This window comes from Hymenobacter psychrophilus (genome assembly GCF_900107135.1).
GTDB classification, from domain to species: Bacteria; Bacteroidota; Bacteroidia; order Cytophagales; family Hymenobacteraceae; genus Hymenobacter; species Hymenobacter psychrophilus.
The window spans coordinates 43,138-59,670 of the sequence record NZ_FNOV01000018.1; the positions used below are offsets into that span (position 1 = coordinate 43,138).

The 16,533-nt window shown below is 60.2% G+C and carries 16 protein-coding genes and 1 tRNA gene; 12 read left to right on the forward strand and 5 right to left on the reverse strand.

Annotated elements, in window-relative coordinates; genetic code table 11:
- Positions 1-160: 160 nt before the first annotated feature.
- The 3 genes from BLW21_RS19430 (at position 161) to BLW21_RS19440 (ending at position 1,866) form a co-directional block, all read left to right on the forward strand.
- Positions 161-234: transfer RNA gene (locus BLW21_RS19430), tRNA-His, on the forward strand.
- Between the two features lie 161 nt (positions 235-395).
- Entirely contained in the window at positions 396-1,343 is a 948-nt protein-coding gene (locus tag BLW21_RS19435; RefSeq protein ID WP_092743564.1) for a PfkB family carbohydrate kinase, read from the forward strand.
- Between the two features lie 217 nt (positions 1,344-1,560).
- A complete protein-coding gene (locus BLW21_RS19440; RefSeq protein ID WP_092743538.1) occupies positions 1,561-1,866 on the forward strand; it encodes a hypothetical protein in 306 nt (101 codons plus the stop codon).
- Positions 1,867-2,034: 168 nt separating this feature from the next.
- Here BLW21_RS19440 and BLW21_RS19445 read toward each other — a convergent pair whose 3' ends face one another.
- Together BLW21_RS19445 and BLW21_RS19450 are read right to left on the reverse strand one after the other, a co-directional pair.
- Positions 2,035-2,919 carry a hypothetical protein gene (locus tag BLW21_RS19445; protein WP_139255332.1) on the reverse strand — a complete coding sequence of 295 codons (885 nt, stop codon included), beginning with the start codon at positions 2,917-2,919 and terminating at the stop codon, positions 2,035-2,037.
- 251 nt (positions 2,920-3,170) lie between these two features.
- Positions 3,171-4,904, reverse strand: a complete 1,734-nt coding sequence (locus BLW21_RS19450) for a M61 family metallopeptidase (protein WP_092743542.1) — start codon at positions 4,902-4,904, stop codon at positions 3,171-3,173.
- A gap of 257 nt (positions 4,905-5,161) precedes the next feature.
- Between BLW21_RS19450 and rpmH the strand changes: the two genes are divergently transcribed.
- From rpmH to BLW21_RS19470, 4 genes are all read left to right on the forward strand, one after another.
- Positions 5,162-5,320 (forward strand): 50S ribosomal protein L34, encoded by a 159-nt coding sequence (gene rpmH / locus BLW21_RS19455; protein ID WP_092743544.1) that lies wholly within the window; start codon positions 5,162-5,164, stop codon positions 5,318-5,320.
- A 19-nt stretch (positions 5,321-5,339) separates the two neighbouring features.
- The gene (locus BLW21_RS19460) at positions 5,340-5,792 is read left to right on the forward strand and encodes a ribonuclease P protein component (RefSeq protein ID WP_245711971.1); all 453 of its coding nucleotides are present in this window, start codon (positions 5,340-5,342) and stop codon (positions 5,790-5,792) included.
- Between the two features lie 75 nt (positions 5,793-5,867).
- On the forward strand, positions 5,868-7,586 hold the full coding sequence (locus tag BLW21_RS19465; protein ID WP_175471059.1) for a S41 family peptidase: 1,719 nt from the start codon (positions 5,868-5,870) through the stop codon (positions 7,584-7,586).
- A 74-nt stretch (positions 7,587-7,660) separates the two neighbouring features.
- The gene (locus tag BLW21_RS19470; protein WP_092743547.1) at positions 7,661-8,209 is read left to right on the forward strand and encodes a hypothetical protein; all 549 of its coding nucleotides are present in this window, start codon (positions 7,661-7,663) and stop codon (positions 8,207-8,209) included.
- Here the strand turns inward: BLW21_RS19470 and BLW21_RS22170 are convergent.
- Both BLW21_RS22170 and BLW21_RS19475 read right to left on the reverse strand, forming a co-directional pair.
- Positions 8,125-8,301, reverse strand: coding sequence for a hypothetical protein (locus BLW21_RS22170; protein ID WP_139255334.1), 177 nt, complete (start codon positions 8,299-8,301; stop codon positions 8,125-8,127). The genes BLW21_RS19470 and BLW21_RS22170 overlap by 85 nt on opposite strands.
- A gap of 85 nt (positions 8,302-8,386) precedes the next feature.
- The gene (locus BLW21_RS19475; RefSeq protein ID WP_092743549.1) at positions 8,387-9,298 is read right to left on the reverse strand and encodes a carbon-nitrogen hydrolase family protein; all 912 of its coding nucleotides are present in this window, start codon (positions 9,296-9,298) and stop codon (positions 8,387-8,389) included.
- 86 nt (positions 9,299-9,384) lie between these two features.
- Between BLW21_RS19475 and tsaB the strand changes: the two genes are divergently transcribed.
- Together tsaB and BLW21_RS19485 are read left to right on the forward strand one after the other, a co-directional pair.
- A complete protein-coding gene (tsaB, locus tag BLW21_RS19480) occupies positions 9,385-10,083 on the forward strand; it encodes a tRNA (adenosine(37)-N6)-threonylcarbamoyltransferase complex dimerization subunit type 1 TsaB (protein ID WP_092743551.1) in 699 nt (232 codons plus the stop codon).
- Positions 10,084-10,149: 66 nt separating this feature from the next.
- The gene (locus BLW21_RS19485; RefSeq protein ID WP_092743552.1) at positions 10,150-10,668 is read left to right on the forward strand and encodes a DUF2480 family protein; all 519 of its coding nucleotides are present in this window, start codon (positions 10,150-10,152) and stop codon (positions 10,666-10,668) included.
- 138 nt (positions 10,669-10,806) lie between these two features.
- Here BLW21_RS19485 and BLW21_RS19490 read toward each other — a convergent pair whose 3' ends face one another.
- Positions 10,807-11,949: a DUF5694 domain-containing protein gene (locus BLW21_RS19490; RefSeq protein WP_139255333.1), complete on the reverse strand. Its 1,143-nt coding sequence runs from the start codon at positions 11,947-11,949 to the stop codon at positions 10,807-10,809.
- 201 nt (positions 11,950-12,150) lie between these two features.
- Between BLW21_RS19490 and BLW21_RS19495 the strand changes: the two genes are divergently transcribed.
- The 3 genes from BLW21_RS19495 (at position 12,151) to BLW21_RS19505 (ending at position 16,237) form a co-directional block, all read left to right on the forward strand.
- Positions 12,151-13,461 (forward strand): APC family permease, encoded by a 1,311-nt coding sequence (locus tag BLW21_RS19495; protein WP_092743556.1) that lies wholly within the window; start codon positions 12,151-12,153, stop codon positions 13,459-13,461.
- Between the two features lie 20 nt (positions 13,462-13,481).
- Positions 13,482-14,693, forward strand: a complete 1,212-nt coding sequence (locus BLW21_RS19500) for a hypothetical protein (protein ID WP_092743558.1) — start codon at positions 13,482-13,484, stop codon at positions 14,691-14,693.
- A gap of 248 nt (positions 14,694-14,941) precedes the next feature.
- Positions 14,942-16,237 (forward strand): serine hydrolase, encoded by a 1,296-nt coding sequence (locus BLW21_RS19505; protein WP_092743560.1) that lies wholly within the window; start codon positions 14,942-14,944, stop codon positions 16,235-16,237.
- Positions 16,238-16,533: the final 296 nt, after the last annotated feature.

A 16,533-nucleotide genomic window follows, 5' to 3' on the forward strand; every position in this document is an offset into this window, starting at 1 on the left:
AGGACCTGGCCAGAAGCCAGCTTTGAAAAAGGGAACAGCTTCTGGCCAGGTCTTTGGCTTCACTCAGGAGGACAGATGGCAGGAATGCACAAAAAAAGTGGGCGAAACTTTTGGCAATCCGGCGCAGTACGCTACTTTTGTGGCATCAACACCCAACACGGTAGATATAGCTCAGCTGGTTAGAGCGTCGGATTGTGATTCCGAAGGTCGTGGGTTCGAGCCCCATTATTTACCCATCCTGAAAAAAGGCCTCTCCGCTCTGGTAGAGGCCTTTTTTCTTTGCAGTTCCGGGCACCGACTGGCTTTTTTCGGCCCGTTTCGGAAGGATTTTGGCCCGCCGGCTGTTGGCCGGCCAGTGTAACTTCACCTACGAACCCTTTTTTCTCTTCTGCTCTATGAGTCTGGTAATTATCGGCACGGTGGCCTTCGACGCCCTAGAAACTCCCTTCGGCAAAACCGACAAAATTGTGGGCGGCGCGGCCACCTACATCGGCCTGTCGGCCTCGTACTCGGTAAAGCCGGTGAAAATCGTAGCCGTCGTCGGCGACGACTTCCCGCAGTCGGATATCCTGCTGCTCCAGGAGCACGGCGTCGATACCGAAGGCCTGCAGATCAAGGAGGGCGAGAAGTCGTTCTTCTGGTCGGGTAAGTACTCCAACGACCTGAATTCGCGCGAAACGCTGGTGACCGAGCTCAACGTGCTGGCCGATTTCGACCCCGTGCTGCCCGATTCTTACCAGGATTGCAAGTACCTGATGCTGGGCAACCTCTCGCCGCAGGTGCAGCGCCTCGTCATTCAGCGCCTCGTCAACCGTCCCAAGCTCATCGTGATGGACACGATGAATTTCTGGATGGATATTGCCCTGGAGGAGCTGAAAACGACCATTGAGATGGTCGACGTGCTCAGCATCAACGACGAAGAGGCCCGCCAGCTCTCGGGCGAGCACTCGCTGGTGAAGGCTGCCAACGTGATTATGGCGATGGGTCCGAAGTACCTCATCATTAAAAAAGGCGAGCACGGCGCGCTGCTGTTCCACCGCAAGGGCAACACCAACCACGTATTTTATGCGCCGGCTTTGCCGCTGGAAGAAGTGTTCGACCCGACCGGCGCCGGCGACACCTTCGCGGGTGGCTTCATCGGCCACCTGGCCGCCACCGACGACATCAGCTTCGAGAACATGAAGCGCGCCGTGGTGCACGGCTCGGCCATGGCCTCGTTCTGCGTCGAGAAGTTCGGCACCGAGCGCCTGCTCAACCTGAGCCAGGAGGAAATTGAGGCCCGCGAACAGCTGTTCGCCGACCTTGTAGCCGTGCAGCCCGCCATGGCCGTAGCCCAGGGCTAATTCTTTTCAGCTGTTAGCGGAAAGCTGTTAGCTGATAGCTTTCGGGCAGCGAATTGGCTAGAGCAATACCGGGTAGTAAAAAGCGCTGCCCCGGCCGACTGGCTGGGGCAGCGCTTCTTTATGGCCGCAATCTTGCGCCCTTCCGATACAACCTTTGATGGCGCGATGGGGTAAAATAGAAGAGTAATCTATTCTTCCATTTTTAAACTCCATCGTCATGAGCAAGGACACGCAATATAAAGAGAACCCCGAGGTACCGAACCTGCAAAACCCCGACGGCGGCGCCGAAAACACGCATCCGGCCAACACCGACAGCAACAACTCGGTCGTGCAGAACCCCAGCCGCAACTCCATCACCCAGGACGGCAACCCCACCAAGGGCAACACGGCCGGCGGCAACCTCAACGAAACCACCCAGGCGCCCTACAACAAGCCCCGCAGCAACCCCCAGAACAATAAGCCCGCCTCCGTCGACGGCAACGGCAAAGCCGGCCGCGGCAGCGACAACAGCAAGGATAATTAGGTTTTGAGCTGTTAGCTGAGAGCTATTAGCTGTTAGCTTTCGTTTGGGAAACCCAATTATTCCGCACAAAAAAGGGCGCCGCACTCAACCGAGTGCGGCGCCCTTTTCGTTTTTACAGCTAACAGCTAACAGCTAACAGCTAACAGCTAACAGCTAACAGCTAACAGCTTAAGGAACAATCTGCAGGCGGACTACCCGCGTATCCACGTCGCCTTTGTCGAAGAAATCCTGCTCGAACAGGATGGTGCGGTTGTCGAGCCAGCGCGGCTGGGTGCAGCCCCACTCGGTTTGCCGTTCCCAAAGCAGGCGCGGGGCGCCTTCGTCGAGGCTCCAGAGCTGCAGGCCACTAGGCTCGAAGCGGGCCAGTACGTCGGAGTTGCCGCACACGAAATGGCGGCCATCGGGAGCAATAACCGGCGCAGCCATCAGCTGCGTGCGGCGGCCGGTGCGCTGGTCGACGAGCATGTAATAGCCGCCTTCGTACAGGTGCACCGACAGCAGCCACTGCCGGATTTCAGGCAATGCCGCTACGTATTCGTAGGCAATGTTGCGCTCGTCGTCGACGGGGTTGTTGGTTAGGCGTAGCGCGGGCGCCTTGGTGGGGCGCAGGTGTAAGATGCGGCCGGTGCGGGTCACCTGCGGGCCGGCCTTAACCAGCCGTTGCCGCTCCTCCACCGTAAAATCAAGGAACGACTCCTCGTTTTGTTCTTCGTCTGAAGCGGGCTTGGCTACCACCCAGGTAGGGCTGCTCAGCTGCTCGTAAACGGGCCGGGCCGCCGGATAGATACCCAATACCCGCCCCGGAAGCTGCATCAGCGTATCGAGCCGCCCTAGCTTGTAGATGCGCGGTGGTACAGGCGGGGGCAGGGTCAATACCGGAATATTAGGCCGGGGCTTCTCGGCCGGCTGCATCCGCAACGAACAGGCCGGCAACGCCAGTGCCAGGGGCAAGGCAGCAGCGGCGTTGCGGAACCGGAACATGACGGGCAGAGTCGAGGTGAATCGGAAGGCGCGGAGTTGTCGGGCAGACAGGAAGCGGAGGGAAAGGAACAAGCTACTTAGTGCCTAAAGGCCGGCGGTGCATGGCCAAGGGCCACGCGACAAAACAGAATTTCACCAACCAGGCAGAATTCGTCCTGCAAAGGTACCAAAACCGCCCGCTCCTTATGCATGGTATGGCGGGAAATCATTCGGGTAAACCCAACATTTTCAGCGCCGCGCAGCCGTGACGCAGGTGGCCGGGCTGGATCGGAGCCTTGCTTGGTCATGGTCTCCGGTACGCGGGTTGCCAGAACGGGTTTGGCTTAGAAATCCTGCTTGAGCCACTGCCGGAAACTGGCCTGCTGCTCAGGTGTGGCCGTGGTCAGTTTTTCCACTGTGAACTTCTGCCAGAAGCGGTGAGTCGAGTCGGCCTGCAGCTCCACGGTGAGCAGCCGGTGCTGGCGGAACACGGTCAGTTCGTGATGGTCTGCGCCGTCGGCGAGCAAAATTTGCAGGTTCTGGGCCACGCGGCGGCCATTTACGGCCACTATTTCGTCGTCCACGGTCAGGGCCAGGGCGGCGGGGGCGTCGGGCAGAATGTTGGTTACCTCGGTACGGCCTTCACGCACCACCGTCCGGAAACCGTAGGTGCCCTCGGCGGCCGAAACGTTTTGCTCCGTCAGTAGCCGGCAACCCACGAAGCCCAGTACCCGGTTCAGCGGCTCTTCGAGCGGGGCCGTGCCGTAAATGAACTTGTCGAAATAGGCTTGCATGTCGCGTCCGGCTACTTCAGCTACTACCCGCTGGTAGTCTTCCTCGGTGTAGCCCGTACCAGTCTGCCCGAATTCGGTCCAGAGCTGGCGCATCACGTCGTCGAGGCTGCGCTGATGGGCCGAGAGCTGGCGCAGGGTCAGGTCGAGCAGCAGCGCAGCCAGCGCGCCTTTGTGGTAAACTGACACCTTGCGGTCAGGGGCGCCGGGCTTGTAGCCGTCGAGCCAGAGGTCCATGCTGGCATCTGCCACCGAGAGGTGGTAGCGGCCGTAGTCATCATAGTGCTTGCGCAGCACGCCGTTCAATTCCTGGAAGTACTGCGCGGCCGTAAACACGCCGGCGCGGGCCAGCAGGTAGTCGCCGTAGTACGTAGTGAGGCCCTCGGCCACGAAGCAGGTACGGAAATAGTTTTCGCGGCTGAAATCGTAGGGCTGCAGCTCGATGGGCCGGATGCTTTTAATGTTCCAGACGTGAAACAGCTCGTGGCAGCTCACGCCCAGCAGCTCCTTATACAGCCCCTCGCTCATCAGCAGCTCCCCCGGCCCCAGCGTAACAACAGTCGAGTTCAGGTGCTCGACGCCGTGGTAGTGGGGGTAGGGCAGAATCTCGTTCAGGAAATGGAAATCCTGGGCCGGGAAGCCGCCAAACAGCTGCAGTTGCTCCTCGCTGAAAGCCCGGAAGTCGCGCACCAGCCGGGCCCAGTCGGGCGCGCATTCGCCCTGAATCCAGAGGTAGAACGGGATGCCTTGCACCTCGTAGTTGCGGTACTGCAGCGTGGGGCTGGCAATCAGGGGCGAATCGGCGAGGTGGTCGAAGCTCTGGGCTTCCAGCAGCCGGGGGCCGCGCTGGGGCAGCCCGCAGGCAATCTGCCAGTCGTCGGGGATGTCGAGTAGCAGCTGGCAGGATTCGTTTTGGCGGCCCTCGATGTACATAAGCGCCTGCACGGGGTTGAGGTAGAGCTGGCTTTCATCGAGCCAGGAGCCGCCGGCATCCATCTGGTGGGCGTAAAAATTATAGCGCACCCGCACCATCCGGCCCGCCGCGCCGCTCAGCCGCCAGCGGTCCTTGGTGATTTTACGGGCTTCCAGTGCCTCGCCCGAAGCAGCATCTTCCAGTACCACGCGCTGCAGCTTCTGGGCAAAATTCTGCAACTCGTAGCGCCCCGGACGCCACGCCGGCAGCTGCAGTTCCAGTGGCTCGGTAGCCTCGGCGGGCACCTCAAACGTCATCTGAATCTGGAGGTAGAATGTCAGTGGGTTATCGAAGGAGACGTGGTAGTGGATCATGGATAAGGATTTGGAAAGGCTGAACGAAGGTAAGCGCTGGCAGTTGTTTGAATTGGTAGGGGCGGGGCTTGCCCCCGCCGTTGACATCGTTGCACGATTGTCGATGACACGGTGCGGACGGCGGGCGGGGGCAACCCTCGCCCCTACAGCGCTCTGCCATTGAGTTGCTAGCAGGTTTTGTGCTTGGCGCTTGTCTTTTTAAAATTGACAGCCTACCTTTGCCGGCCCTAGTTGTAACTGAGTCACTCACCAATACCATGAAACGTACTTTTCAGCCCTCGCAGCGCAAGCGCCGCAACAAGCACGGGTTCCGCTCGCGCATGGAAACTGTTAACGGCCGCAACGTAATTGCTCGTCGCCGCGCCAAAGGCCGCAAGCGCCTGACCGTATCTGACGAAGGCCGCCACAAGCGGTAATCTGCGCCTACGGGCTGCTATGCCGCTTTTTCCGCCGCTGAATCACCTCGTTTCAATGCCGGATTCGCGCTCCTATTCGTTTCCGAAAGAAGAACATCTGTGTCGCAAAAAGCTCATTGACGAGCTTTTCGGCCGGGGTTCTTCTTTTGGTTTATACCCCCTGCGGCTGGTGTGGCTGGCCGCATCTGCGCCCACCTCGGCCCCGCCGCAGGTGCTGGTGAGCGTGAGCAAGCGCAACTTCAAACGCGCCGTCGACCGCAATTATCTGAAGCGGCTGATGCGTGAGGCCTGGCGTCTCAATAAATACCGGCTTGTAGAAGCCGAAGGCGGCCATCGGGTGGCCCAGCTGGCCATCATTTATACGGGCAAGGAAAAAAAGCCCTTGGCGCTGCTCGAAAAAAAGCTAAATTCAGGGCTGGAGCGTTTACTCACCGAGGCTGGTGCAACCCCCACGGGCGGCAGCGGTTCCTAGAGTACAGACGCGCGCTGCGGCGGGCCGGAAATTCCGGCTGCTACTGCGCCGCTACGTTGCTTTTCAGCCCCTTTTATGCGCAAAAAGTCTATTCTGGCGGCCACCTTTTTGGGCGGGGCCGCCCTGCTTGTATCCTTCCGGCCCGCCGACAACGAGCGGTACTTCGAAATTGCCAAGAACCTCGATATTTTTGCCACCCTATTCAAGGAGGTGAATACCTACTACGTGGACGAGGTGCCACCGGCCAAGCTGGTGAAAACGGGCATCGACGCCATGCTCAGGTCGCTCGACCCGTACACCAACTATATCGCCGAAGACGACATCGAGGACTTCCGTACCATGACGACCGGCCAGTACGGCGGCATAGGGGCAGTGGTGAGCAAGCGCAACGGCAAAACCGTGGTGCAGGCCGCCTACGAAGGGTATCCGGCCCAAAAAGCTGGTTTGCTGCCCGGCGACGAAATCCTGAACATCAATGGTGTGGTAGTCGATAAGAAGTCGAACGCCGATGTGAGCAAGCTCCTTAAGGGCCAGGCCAACTCGGTGGTAAAGCTGCTCGTGACCCGCTATGGCCAGGAGGCGCCGGTGGAAATCAATATCACCCGCGACAAAATTCAGGTCGACAATGTGCCCTACTACGGCATGCTGACGCCTGAAATTGGCTACTTTCAGCTCAGCGGCTTTACGGTAGATGCGGGCAAGGAAGTGCGGCTGGCCGTAAGCAAGCTCAAGGAGCAGGGAGCCAAAAAGCTGATTTTCGATATCCGGGACAACCCCGGCGGCCTGCTCAACGAGGCGGTCAACATCTCCAATCTGTTCGTGGATAAGGGCCGCGACATTGTGAGCACAAAGGGTAAGGTGGCCGACTGGAATAAGACCTACAAGGCGCTGGATATGCCGCTCGACACCCAAATTCCGATGGTGGTTATTACGAGCAACCGTTCGGCTTCGGCCTCGGAAATCGTGTCGGGGGTGCTGCAGGACTACGACCGGGCCGTGCTGGTGGGGGAGCGCACGTTTGGTAAAGGACTGGTGCAGGCCACCCGGCCGCTGAGCTACAACTCGCAGCTGAAAGTAACGACCGCCAAATACTACATCCCGAGCGGGCGTTGCATTCAGGAAATCGACTACACGCACCGCGCCGATGATGGTACGTTGGGCAAAGTGCCCGATTCGTTGCGCACGGCTTTTAAAACCCAGGCCGGCCGCGCCGTGTACGATGGCGGCGGCGTGGCCCCCGATGTGGCAGTGCAGGAGCGCGAAATTGCTGATATCACCCGGGTGCTGCTCCAGAAAAGCTACCTTTTCGACTACGCCACCCGTTACCGCGCCCAGCACCCGAGCATTGCATCAGCCCGCCAGTTCAAGCTCACGGATACCGATTACCAGCAGTTCGTCGATTATCTGAAAGGGAAGGACATCAACTACGAAACCGAAACCGAAAAGGCCCTGACCAGCCTTACCAAGAAGCTGAAGGCCGAAAAGCATTACGACGACGTGAAAACGGAACTCGAAGCCACGCGCCGTAAAGTCACGACCAACAAGGCCAATGACCTGACGCGCTTCAAGCCCGAAATCCGGGAGCTGCTGGAGCAGGAAATCGTGTCGCGCTACTACTTCCAGAAGGGCAGTATCGAGGCCACCTTCGACGACGACCCCAACATCCTGACGGCCCTGGCCGTGCTGGGCGACCAGTCGCGCTACACTGCCCTGCTGCGAACCGGCACCGAAGAAGCGAAAACCCGCCCCGAAGCCAAGCGCAACGGCAACGGCAGTGGTAGCGGCGGGCGGTAAGTCAGCAGGTGTAATAAAGCAGAAAAGCAGCCCCATATTTGGGCTGCTTTTCTGTTTTACGTGGCATATATTCTATGATCCTGCGAGCCAAGCACTGGCAAACCTTCTTACTGCTGTTAGCGCCTCATTTCCTGTCATGGTACACCAGAGACGCTACTATCGATAGTCTTTTAGGCTACCTGTGTGTCTTCATGCTGGTAGCCTGGCTGGTGTTGCAATCAAACGAATTGCTGGCATTACGCCCCAAGCACGATGGGTATAACAGTACGTGGCTGCTGGTAGATAGCTTCCTGGTACTGGGCGCTTGGGGCTATAGCGTTATCAGTGAGGACCCGGACTTCCATATTACCACAACAGGCTGGCATGTGGAAGGAGTGAGCGGCTGGCTCTTTCTTTACGTGCTATTTGCGTACCTACACGTGCACTGGTTTCCGGCCTCGCTGATGAATGCTGTCAAAACTGGCCATCGGCCGGATGCTCTGAAGACTGTTAAGTGGTTTCTGCTGTATTTCTTCTGGCCAGTGGGCGTCTGGTTCATTCAACCCCGCCTGAACAAACTATTAGAAAAGGCTGAGCTGGACAGAAAGGCCAGCGAGGAGCCGGTGCCAAAACCTGCAGTGTAATCGCGCTGGCTTTGGGTGAATTGGGGAGACGAAAGTGGGGCTTTCCAGCTCAGCCGGTTTCCATAATCAACGTGTAGGTCCAGGTCACTAATATTTCGGCCCTCTCAAACCAGCGCCGGCCGGTAAGGAGTGGTTCGCCGGCTGCTTGGCGGCTGGCCGGTCATCCGCCAGTTGCCCTTAAAGCAGCCCGAACACGTCGGGGCGGGCGTAATGGCCGGTGACGTCGAGCGTGAGCTGCTCCTCGCGGATACGGTTGAGGTCGATTTCGGCGGTCAGGATGATTTCCTCGTCGAAAACGGGACCGGCTAGGATGGTGCCGTCGGGGCCGATGATGGCGCTGCCGCCGCGCAGCAGCAGCGCGTCGGGGTCGGTCTGCAGTTCCGGTAGGGGCGCCAGCTCGGCCGGCAGGTCGCGCACGGCCATCAGGGCCCCGGCCGCCACCACGAAGCAGCGGCCCTCGAAGGCGTAGTGGCGGCTGGCCAGCAGGTTCATTTCTTTTACGTGGGGCCAGGCGGCTATGTGCACGTCCTCGCCCGATTCGTGCAGGCGCTGGCGGGCCGGCGGCATCCAGTGTTCCCAGCAGATAAGCCCCCCAATGCGGCCCAATGGAGTGGCGGTAGCTTGCAGACTCTGGCCGTCGCCCTGACCCCAGATGAGGCGTTCGGTGTAGGTGGGCATCAGCTTGCGATGCACGTGCAAAAGGGTGCCATCATCGCCAAACAGCAACATGGTGTTGTAGAGCGTGCCGCGGCCCGGCCCTTCGGTCACCCGCTCATGCACACTCATATTCAGGGTTATGCCGTGGGTGCGGGCGGCAGCCCCCAGGGCCTCCGTAACGGGGCCGGGTACTACTACGCTGTTGTCGGCAAGACGGCGATACACCTGCTTCACGGCCAGCGAGTCCCAGCGGTTCACGTCGCGGCATGAGTCGAGCCAGGCCGGGTAGCCGGGCAGCCAGGTTTCAGGAAACACCACCAACCTAGCGCCCTTCGCGGCGGCCTGGGCAATCAAGGCTTCTGCCTTGGCTAGCGAGGCGGGTAAGTTGAGGTAAATGGGCGCGGCCTGCACGGCTGCTACGGTAAAAAGCATAGCGGAGGAGAGTTGAAAGTACGCCCTAAGGTACGGGCCGGTCCGGCACGCGGTACCGCCAGTTTGCCGGGCCGTACCTTTGGGCCATGTCTTCGTTGCTGCTGTCTTTAGAAACCTCGTCACCCGTCTGTTCGGTGGCCGTGCATCACCTTGAAACGGGCCGGCTGCTGGGCCAGACCGAGCTACGGCTCGAAAAGTCGCACTCCTCGCACCTCAGCGTACTCATTGGCCAGTTGCTGGGAAATACGCTGCACGCGCTGGCCGATGTGGCGGCCGTAGCCGTGTCCGACGGCCCCGGTTCTTATACCGGCCTGCGCATTGGCGCCGCCGCGGCCAAGGGCTTGTGCTATGCCCTGGATGTACCGTTGCTGGCCGTGGGCACGCTGCCCAGTCTGGCCCGGCAGGTGGCGGGCCGCACCGCGCGCCCCGAGCAGTACCACTACTGCCCGATGATTGATGCCCGCCGCCTCGAAGTATATGCCGCCCTCTACCGCGCCGACGGCACCGAAGTGCTGGCGCCCGCGCCCACGCTGCTCGACGAAACCACGCTGGCCGAACAAATGGCCGGCCAGCCGGTGTTGTTCTTTGGTAGCGGGGCCGCCAAGTTCCGGCCGCTGGTGGCCGGGCAGCCCCATGCCGTGTTTCTGGCCGGCATCGAGCCTTCGGCCGTGGCCGTGGGCGAGTTGGCACTCGTAGCCTACCAGCGCCAGGAGTTCCGCGACGTAGCGTACTACGAGCCGTTTTACTTAAAGGAAGTGTACACGACAACACCAAAAGCGAAGTGAGAAAGTAAGAAGCGAGTGCTGTTTAAAGGCCTCAATCATCGCACTGCTCATTTCGCACCGCTAACTATGGAAGACTTCATCAACCGGGTCGCACAAAGCGCCCTCGTTACGCTCAACCTCGAAGAGTTTATCCACCCCGGCGAGCGGGTGGTGTACGATATCAAGGACAACCTGTTTCAGGGCCTGATGCTACGCGAAAAGGATTTTCGCGCTTTTGTGAAAGACCACGACTGGAGCCAGTACGACGGCCAGAACGTTGCCATCATCTGCTCGGCCGATGCCATTGTGCCTACCTGGGCCTATATGGTACTGGCCGGCAAGCTTCAGGGCCACGCGCACCGCTACGTATTCGGCAACCTGGACGCGCTGGAGCAGGACCTGTTCCACGAAGCCATTGCCGCCATCGACGCCGAGCAGTACCGCGACGCCAAGCTGGTTATCAAAGGCTGCGGCGAAAAGCCCGTGCCCACCTACGCCTACGTGGCCATCATGCAGAAGCTGCTATCCGTAGCCAGCAGCATTATGTATGGCGAGCCGTGCAGCACCGTGCCGCTTTACAAGCGCCCTAAAGTGGCTTCCGTTTAGCTGATAGCTTTAAGCTGATAGCTGTCAACTGACGTTCTATACGGCCATTTCTCCAACAGTCAGTTGACCCAGAAAGGCCCCGCAACTCAGATTGCGGGGCCTTTCTGGGTCAACTGACTGTTGCTCTGGTCTCCTCTGCTATTCGTTGCAGCCTGCCGGTTTGGCATCGAGCATTGCTGGAACAGAAACCACTTCTATATCGGTGAAAGTGCGCAGGTAAGCTTCAATAAACGATTTATGCGCCGCGCCAACAATAAGGAGCGCCCGGCCACCGGCAATCGGGGCGGTTGCTTCGCGGATGGCTACGGCCATCCGCAGGTTCTGCGCTTCCCAGGCGGCCATGCGCTGTCGGCCCGCGCGGCCCATCTTCTCACTGCGGAGCATAGCCAGCCATTGGGCGTCGGCATCCAGTTCCGCAAAGCGCGACGAGTTCCGCCACTTCATCACCGGCATAATCTGGGCCGCCGTCCGCAGCTTCATGGTGTCCTCGGGGATTGCCTGGAAGGCGGGGGTTCTATGAGCAAACAAGTTCCTCATACCGGGCTCGGCGGCAAGGGCGGCATTCCAGATGGAATCGGCTGGCAGAGCCACGTCACTCAGATGGTCTCCGGCGCCATAAATCCGCTCCAGACCTAAGTCAACTGCCAACCGAACACCCATCCAGGCCAGCTCGCTTCGTATACCAGCAAAGCCGTTCAGCATTTTTACCAGTTTTGGCGAGATGCCGTCGGCAGCAATGCGTTCTGCCTTGGCCAGGCGCAGCCATTGAACGGTGGCGGAAAAAGGCTCTGCCGCCGCAACAAACAAGTTGGCCAGTTGCCGGCGTTGCGTGGAGGATAGGTTTGCCTGCTCGCTAAGGGCATTGGCCCGCACCAGCGCCTGGGCCGCCGTAAGTTTAAGGTCGGCCTGGGCGGCTTTCGCCATTTCCAGGGTTGGGCCGGCGTATCGGCCCGCATTGCCATGGTAGGCGGCGTAGGCATCGAGCCCCATCACCTGCTCGCCGGACATGGCTTCGGTCAGGATAATAGCAGGCCTATAGGCCCGCAAGCGGCACAAAACCGGTTCCAGCCACGCCACCTGAAAACCGGGGGCCACTCCATCGAGATGTTCGAGGCCGAACACCATGACCTGGGTGGGAGGGAGGGCAAAGTGCCGCCGGGCGGCGGCCGGGTCGGGACGGTACTCGCTCGTTGCGGAGGCGCGGTTAGTTGCATCAATCCCCGGTTTGCCGGCTTGGCAGGCGGGCAGGACGAGTAGTAAGCCGGCCAGCAGCGCGTGCATGGCGGGGGGCGCATAGTTGATAAGAGAAGGCATAGGGCGTAAAACCGGAAGTGGTGCTGGATAGACTGGCTGGATAGCAACAAAAACTAAAGATGCTCAGGAAACAGCGTAAAGCCACGCCGCCGGTTGGCCCGGCTTGCTGGGGCTGGTTGGGCTGGCTCAGCTTGAATTCCGCATCTTTGGCCTGCCAACCGCCCCCTCATGAGCCAACCGACTGCCCCCGCCTACAAAATCAGTGTCCTGACGGGAGTTTCCATTGTGGTGGCCAATATGGTGGGTACCGGTGTTTTTACCAGCCTTGGGTTCCAGGTGCTCGATATCCAGAGCGGTTTTGCACTGCTGATGTTATGGATAATAGGCGGCGTAATTGCCTTATGCGGTGCCCTAAGCTATGGCGAGCTGGCGGCGGCCCTGCCCCGCTCGGGCGGCGAGTACCATTATCTGTCGAAGATTTACCACCCGGCATTGGGGTTTCTGTCGGGCTGGGTGTCGGCTACTGTGGGCTTTGCGGCCCCAACGGCCGCCGCTGCGCTGGCCCTGGAGCAATATGCCAGCAGCGTATGGCCCGGTCTGCCGCCCAAGTTGCTGGCCGTGAGTGTGGTGCTGCTACTCACGCTGGTGCACGGCATCAGCAGCCGGGCCGGTAGCCGTTTGCAGGTGGCGGTTACGGCCATTAAGGTGGTGGTGCTGGTCGGCTTTATTGGTATGGGACTACTAGTGGCCACGCCCCAGCCGCTGGCCTTCGTACCCCAGGGCCCGGCCGACTGGCAGTTGCTGCTGAGCCCGGCCTTTGCCGTTTCGCTCATTTTCGTGTCGTATGCCTACTCGGGCTGGAACGCAGCCGTGTACCTAACGGGCGAAATCGACCGGCCCCAGCGCAACCTGCCCCGAATTCTGCTGCTGGGTACTGCCCTCGTGCTGTTACTGTACGTGGCGCTGAATTTTGTTTTCCTGTATTCGACTCCCATTAGTGCGCTTAAGGGCCAGGTGGAAGTAGGCTTTGTGGCAGCCACCAGCCTGTTCGGGCCTGCCGGCGGCCGGCTCATGGGTGGGCTGATTGCGGCTTTGCTCGTATCCACTATCAGCTCCATGATATTTGCCGGTCCGCGCATTGTGCAGGTGATGGGCGAAGATTTACCGGCGCTGCGGTTTCTGGCCAAACGCAGCGCGGCGGGCGTGCCGGTGCGGGCGCTGCTGTTTCAGCTGGCCCTCACGCTGCTGTTTGTTCTGGAGTCATCATTTGCCCAGGTGGTAGTGTATGCGGGCTTCATTCTGACGCTGTTTACCTTCCTGACGGTGCTGGGCCTGTTTGTGCTGCGTGTGCGGCAGCCGGAGCTGGTGCGGCCCTATCGCGCCTGGGGCTACCCATTCACGCCGCTGCTGTTTCTGCTGCTTAACGGCTGGACGCTTTGGTACATTGCCCGCGACAAACCCACTGAAACCCTTTACGGCCTCGCCACGCTGGTCGCCGGCCTGCTGGTGTATGGCCTAAGTCGGCTGCGGAAAGATTAGCAACTTCTTAATACCCCTATATGCGTTTTCCTATTCCGCAACGCCTGCTGCCAGCCCTGTTAGTGCTTTTGGCTGCTTGCAACGAGCCTTCGACCACCAAAACCGAGCAGCCCGCCACCGCCCCAACCGCCGCCGATACGGCCGTAGCTGTGGCGCCGGCCCAGCCCGCCGTGCCCGATACCGCGGCCATCCACAACGTGGCCGCCTACCTGGCCGGCCTGCCCGTGAGCCGCGGTAGCGACCTGCAGAAGCTGGCAGCCCAGCCCGCCTGGCAGGCCTATGCTACCGATGCCAACAAAAGCTGGGAGAAATATCATGCCTCGCGCACGGCCAAAATCGAGGCTTGGGCCGCCACCGAGCTGGATTCGGTCCGGGCAGCCAGCCCCACCATTTTCTACCCCTTCAGCGGCCCCGACCTTCTGAATGTGACCACCATGTTTCCCGGCAGCCAGACCTACGTGCTGCTGGGCCTCGAACCCGTGGGCACCGTGCCCGCCCGCGCCAACCTCGAAAACAGCAAGCTGTTCCCGGCCCTCAAGGAGTCGTTGTGGTCGGTGCTGAACTTCAGTTTCTTCCGCACCAACTCGATGGCCGTTAACCTGAAGTCGGTAGAGTTGGATGGCGCGCTGCCGCTGATGCTCCTTTTCGCCGCCCGCACCCAGCACCAGGTAGAAGCCGTGCGCTACGTGCAGCTGCTGCCCGATGGCCAGCTCGCCGAGGCCGATTCGGCCCTTATCCGCAAGCCCGGCCCGAAAACCGTGCCCGGCATCGAGCTGAAACTGCGCTCGGCCAGCGGCCAACCCAAAACGGTGCAGTACTTCTCGGCCGATATCAGCGACTGGAAGCTGGGCCAGACCCAGGAGGCGGCTCTCAAGTACGTGCGCACCCTGGGGCCGCTGACCACCTATGTGAAGTCGGCCACCTATTTAATGCACAAAACCTATTTCAGTAAAGTGCGCAACTTGGTGCTGGAGCGCAGCAACTATGTGCTGCAGGACGATTCGGGTATTGCCATGAAGTACTTCCAGCCTGCCGATTGGCAGCTGACCTATTACGGTACCTACAAGCGCCCCATCAACCTGTTCGCCAAGCAATACCAGCCCGAAATGACGGCTGCCTACACCGACAAAGCGAATCCGCCCCGTCCGCTGCCCTTCGGTACCGGCTACAACTGGCGCGAAAACGACTCCAACCTATTGCTCGCCCGCCGCGCCCGCCCCGTAGCCGAGTAGGAGGGAAGTAGCAGCATAGAAACACTAGCGCCGGGTTCCAGCAGGGGTCCGGCGTTTCCTTGTATAGTGTTAGTTGAAAGGAAGTTGTCCGACTTTCTGGGTTGTGTATTTCTGCCGTTGCCAAAGCAGCAGAGTCCTACCTTATATATAGGTGCGCCAAATCGAAGAAAGTAGCGGACGTGCTTTGGGTATTGCGGCGGAGTAGTTTGATAGGAGAGGGGGAACAGTTTTTGCCGACCTTTAAGTATATGATGCGCCCTCTTGCCCTGCTTGCCTGCGGATTCCTTAGCACCCTGCTGGCTTCTTCCGGCCCGGCTGCCGTGCCAAACCACCTCGTCCCAGCCCGCCCCGCCGACAGCCCCCTGCTCGATAGCCTGCTGCGCGCCGATGCCCGCCTGCTGCCCGTGGTGGAGCGCGCCCAGGAATACGAGCTGCAGATTATTTACACCCAGATCAACCGCGACGCCCAGCAACGGCCCACTTTCGTCGAGCACACCTACCGGCTCGATGCTGGCCAGTACTTCAATCCGGCCAGCCTCGTGAAGCTGCCCACCGTGGCCTTGGCCCTCGAAAAGCTGAACCGCCTGCACCAGCCCGGCCTTACCCGCCGCTCGCCCATGAGCACCGGCACTGCGTTTCGCTGCCAGACGCCCGTGCCCTACATTGCCACCGCCGATTCCGACCGCGTCAATACCGTCGGCAACTACGCCAAGCGCATGCTGCTCGTCAGCGACAACCTGGCTTATAATCGTCTCTACGAATTTCTGGGTCAGCGCCCGCTCAACGAGCGGTTAGCCGAGTTAGGCTACCCCGAAACCCGCATCGTGCGCCGCTTTGCTCCCTGCGACACCGCTGCCAACCGCTACACCAATCCCATAGAGTTCCGCGACCCGTCCACCGGCCAGGTTAGCTACCAGCAACCCGCTGCCGTCAACCCCCGCCCGTTCGATTCCCCATTGGGCCGCATCAGCAAAGGCCGCGCCCACCAGGCCGGCGGCCGCATCGTGCCCGGCCCCTACGATTTCACCACGGCCAACTACCTGCCGCTGCCAGCCATAACCAACATGCTCCGGGCACTACTCTTCCCCGAAGCTGTGCCCGCCAGCCAGCGTTTCCAGCTCACCCCCGACGATTACAGCTTCCTGCGCTATTATCTGCACCACACGCCCCACGGCTCGGGTTACTCCCTCTACCAGCCCACCCGCTACTTCGACGCCTACAAAAAGTACCTGCACTACGGCCGCAAACCTGCCCTAGCTGCCGAGCCCGGGCTGCGCATCTATAATATAGTAGGCATGTCGCACGGCTACCTATCCGACGTCGCCTACTTCACCGACTCCACCAATCAGTCGGAATTCATGCTCAGCGCTGTGCTCTACGTCAACAAAAACGGCGTCATCAACGACGGCACCTATGAATACGACACCGTAGGCCTCCCTTTTCTAGCCGAACTGGGCCAGCAAATCCGCCGCTACGAAGCCACCCGCCCCCGCCCCATGGCCTACCCGCCAGCCGGATCCAGCCAATCGGAAGCCATTCGATGAGTCGGCCGCAAAAAGAAAGTGCCTGATTCTGTGGGCTGAAGCGAGCCTTGAACGTCTATTTTACCCGCTGGGTTTGCGTAATCCGGCCCGATGCCCCACTTTTGCATCCCCAACCGGAACGCGGTCGGGACGGCCGCTCCTCCGGAAAAGCCCCTTGAAAAAAAGTTGCCCTGCTGGGTTGCAGAAGTCGGAAAGGTTTTACTACCTTTGCACCCCGCTTCAACCGGAAGCGCTTTCACCCTCGCTAGCAAAGTCGCCCGAAAAGGCGGCGCACACTAGCAGGAAGGCTGAAAGGA

Bases quoted from the DNA above. Each gene is read 5' to 3' on its own strand.
- BLW21_RS19435 (WP_092743564.1), top strand. From the start codon at position 396: ATGAGTCTGGTAATTATCGGCACGGTGGCCTTCGACGCCCTAGAAACT.
- BLW21_RS19440 (WP_092743538.1), top strand. From the start codon at position 1,561: ATGAGCAAGGACACGCAATATAAAGAGAACCCCGAGGTACCGAACCTG.
- BLW21_RS19450 (WP_092743542.1), bottom strand. From the start codon at position 4,904: ATGATCCACTACCACGTCTCCTTCGATAACCCACTGACATTCTACCTC.
- rpmH (WP_092743544.1), top strand. From the start codon at position 5,162: ATGAAACGTACTTTTCAGCCCTCGCAGCGCAAGCGCCGCAACAAGCAC.
- BLW21_RS19460 (WP_245711971.1), top strand. From the start codon at position 5,340: ATGCCGCTTTTTCCGCCGCTGAATCACCTCGTTTCAATGCCGGATTCG.
- BLW21_RS19465 (WP_175471059.1), top strand. From the start codon at position 5,868: ATGCGCAAAAAGTCTATTCTGGCGGCCACCTTTTTGGGCGGGGCCGCC.
- BLW21_RS19470 (WP_092743547.1), top strand. From the start codon at position 7,661: ATGATCCTGCGAGCCAAGCACTGGCAAACCTTCTTACTGCTGTTAGCG.
- BLW21_RS19475 (WP_092743549.1), bottom strand. From the start codon at position 9,298: ATGCTTTTTACCGTAGCAGCCGTGCAGGCCGCGCCCATTTACCTCAAC.
- tsaB (WP_092743551.1), top strand. From the start codon at position 9,385: ATGTCTTCGTTGCTGCTGTCTTTAGAAACCTCGTCACCCGTCTGTTCG.
- BLW21_RS19485 (WP_092743552.1), top strand. From the start codon at position 10,150: ATGGAAGACTTCATCAACCGGGTCGCACAAAGCGCCCTCGTTACGCTC.
- BLW21_RS19490 (WP_139255333.1), bottom strand. From the start codon at position 11,949: ATGCACGCGCTGCTGGCCGGCTTACTACTCGTCCTGCCCGCCTGCCAA.
- BLW21_RS19495 (WP_092743556.1), top strand. From the start codon at position 12,151: ATGAGCCAACCGACTGCCCCCGCCTACAAAATCAGTGTCCTGACGGGA.
- BLW21_RS19500 (WP_092743558.1), top strand. From the start codon at position 13,482: ATGCGTTTTCCTATTCCGCAACGCCTGCTGCCAGCCCTGTTAGTGCTT.
- BLW21_RS19505 (WP_092743560.1), top strand. From the start codon at position 14,942: ATGATGCGCCCTCTTGCCCTGCTTGCCTGCGGATTCCTTAGCACCCTG.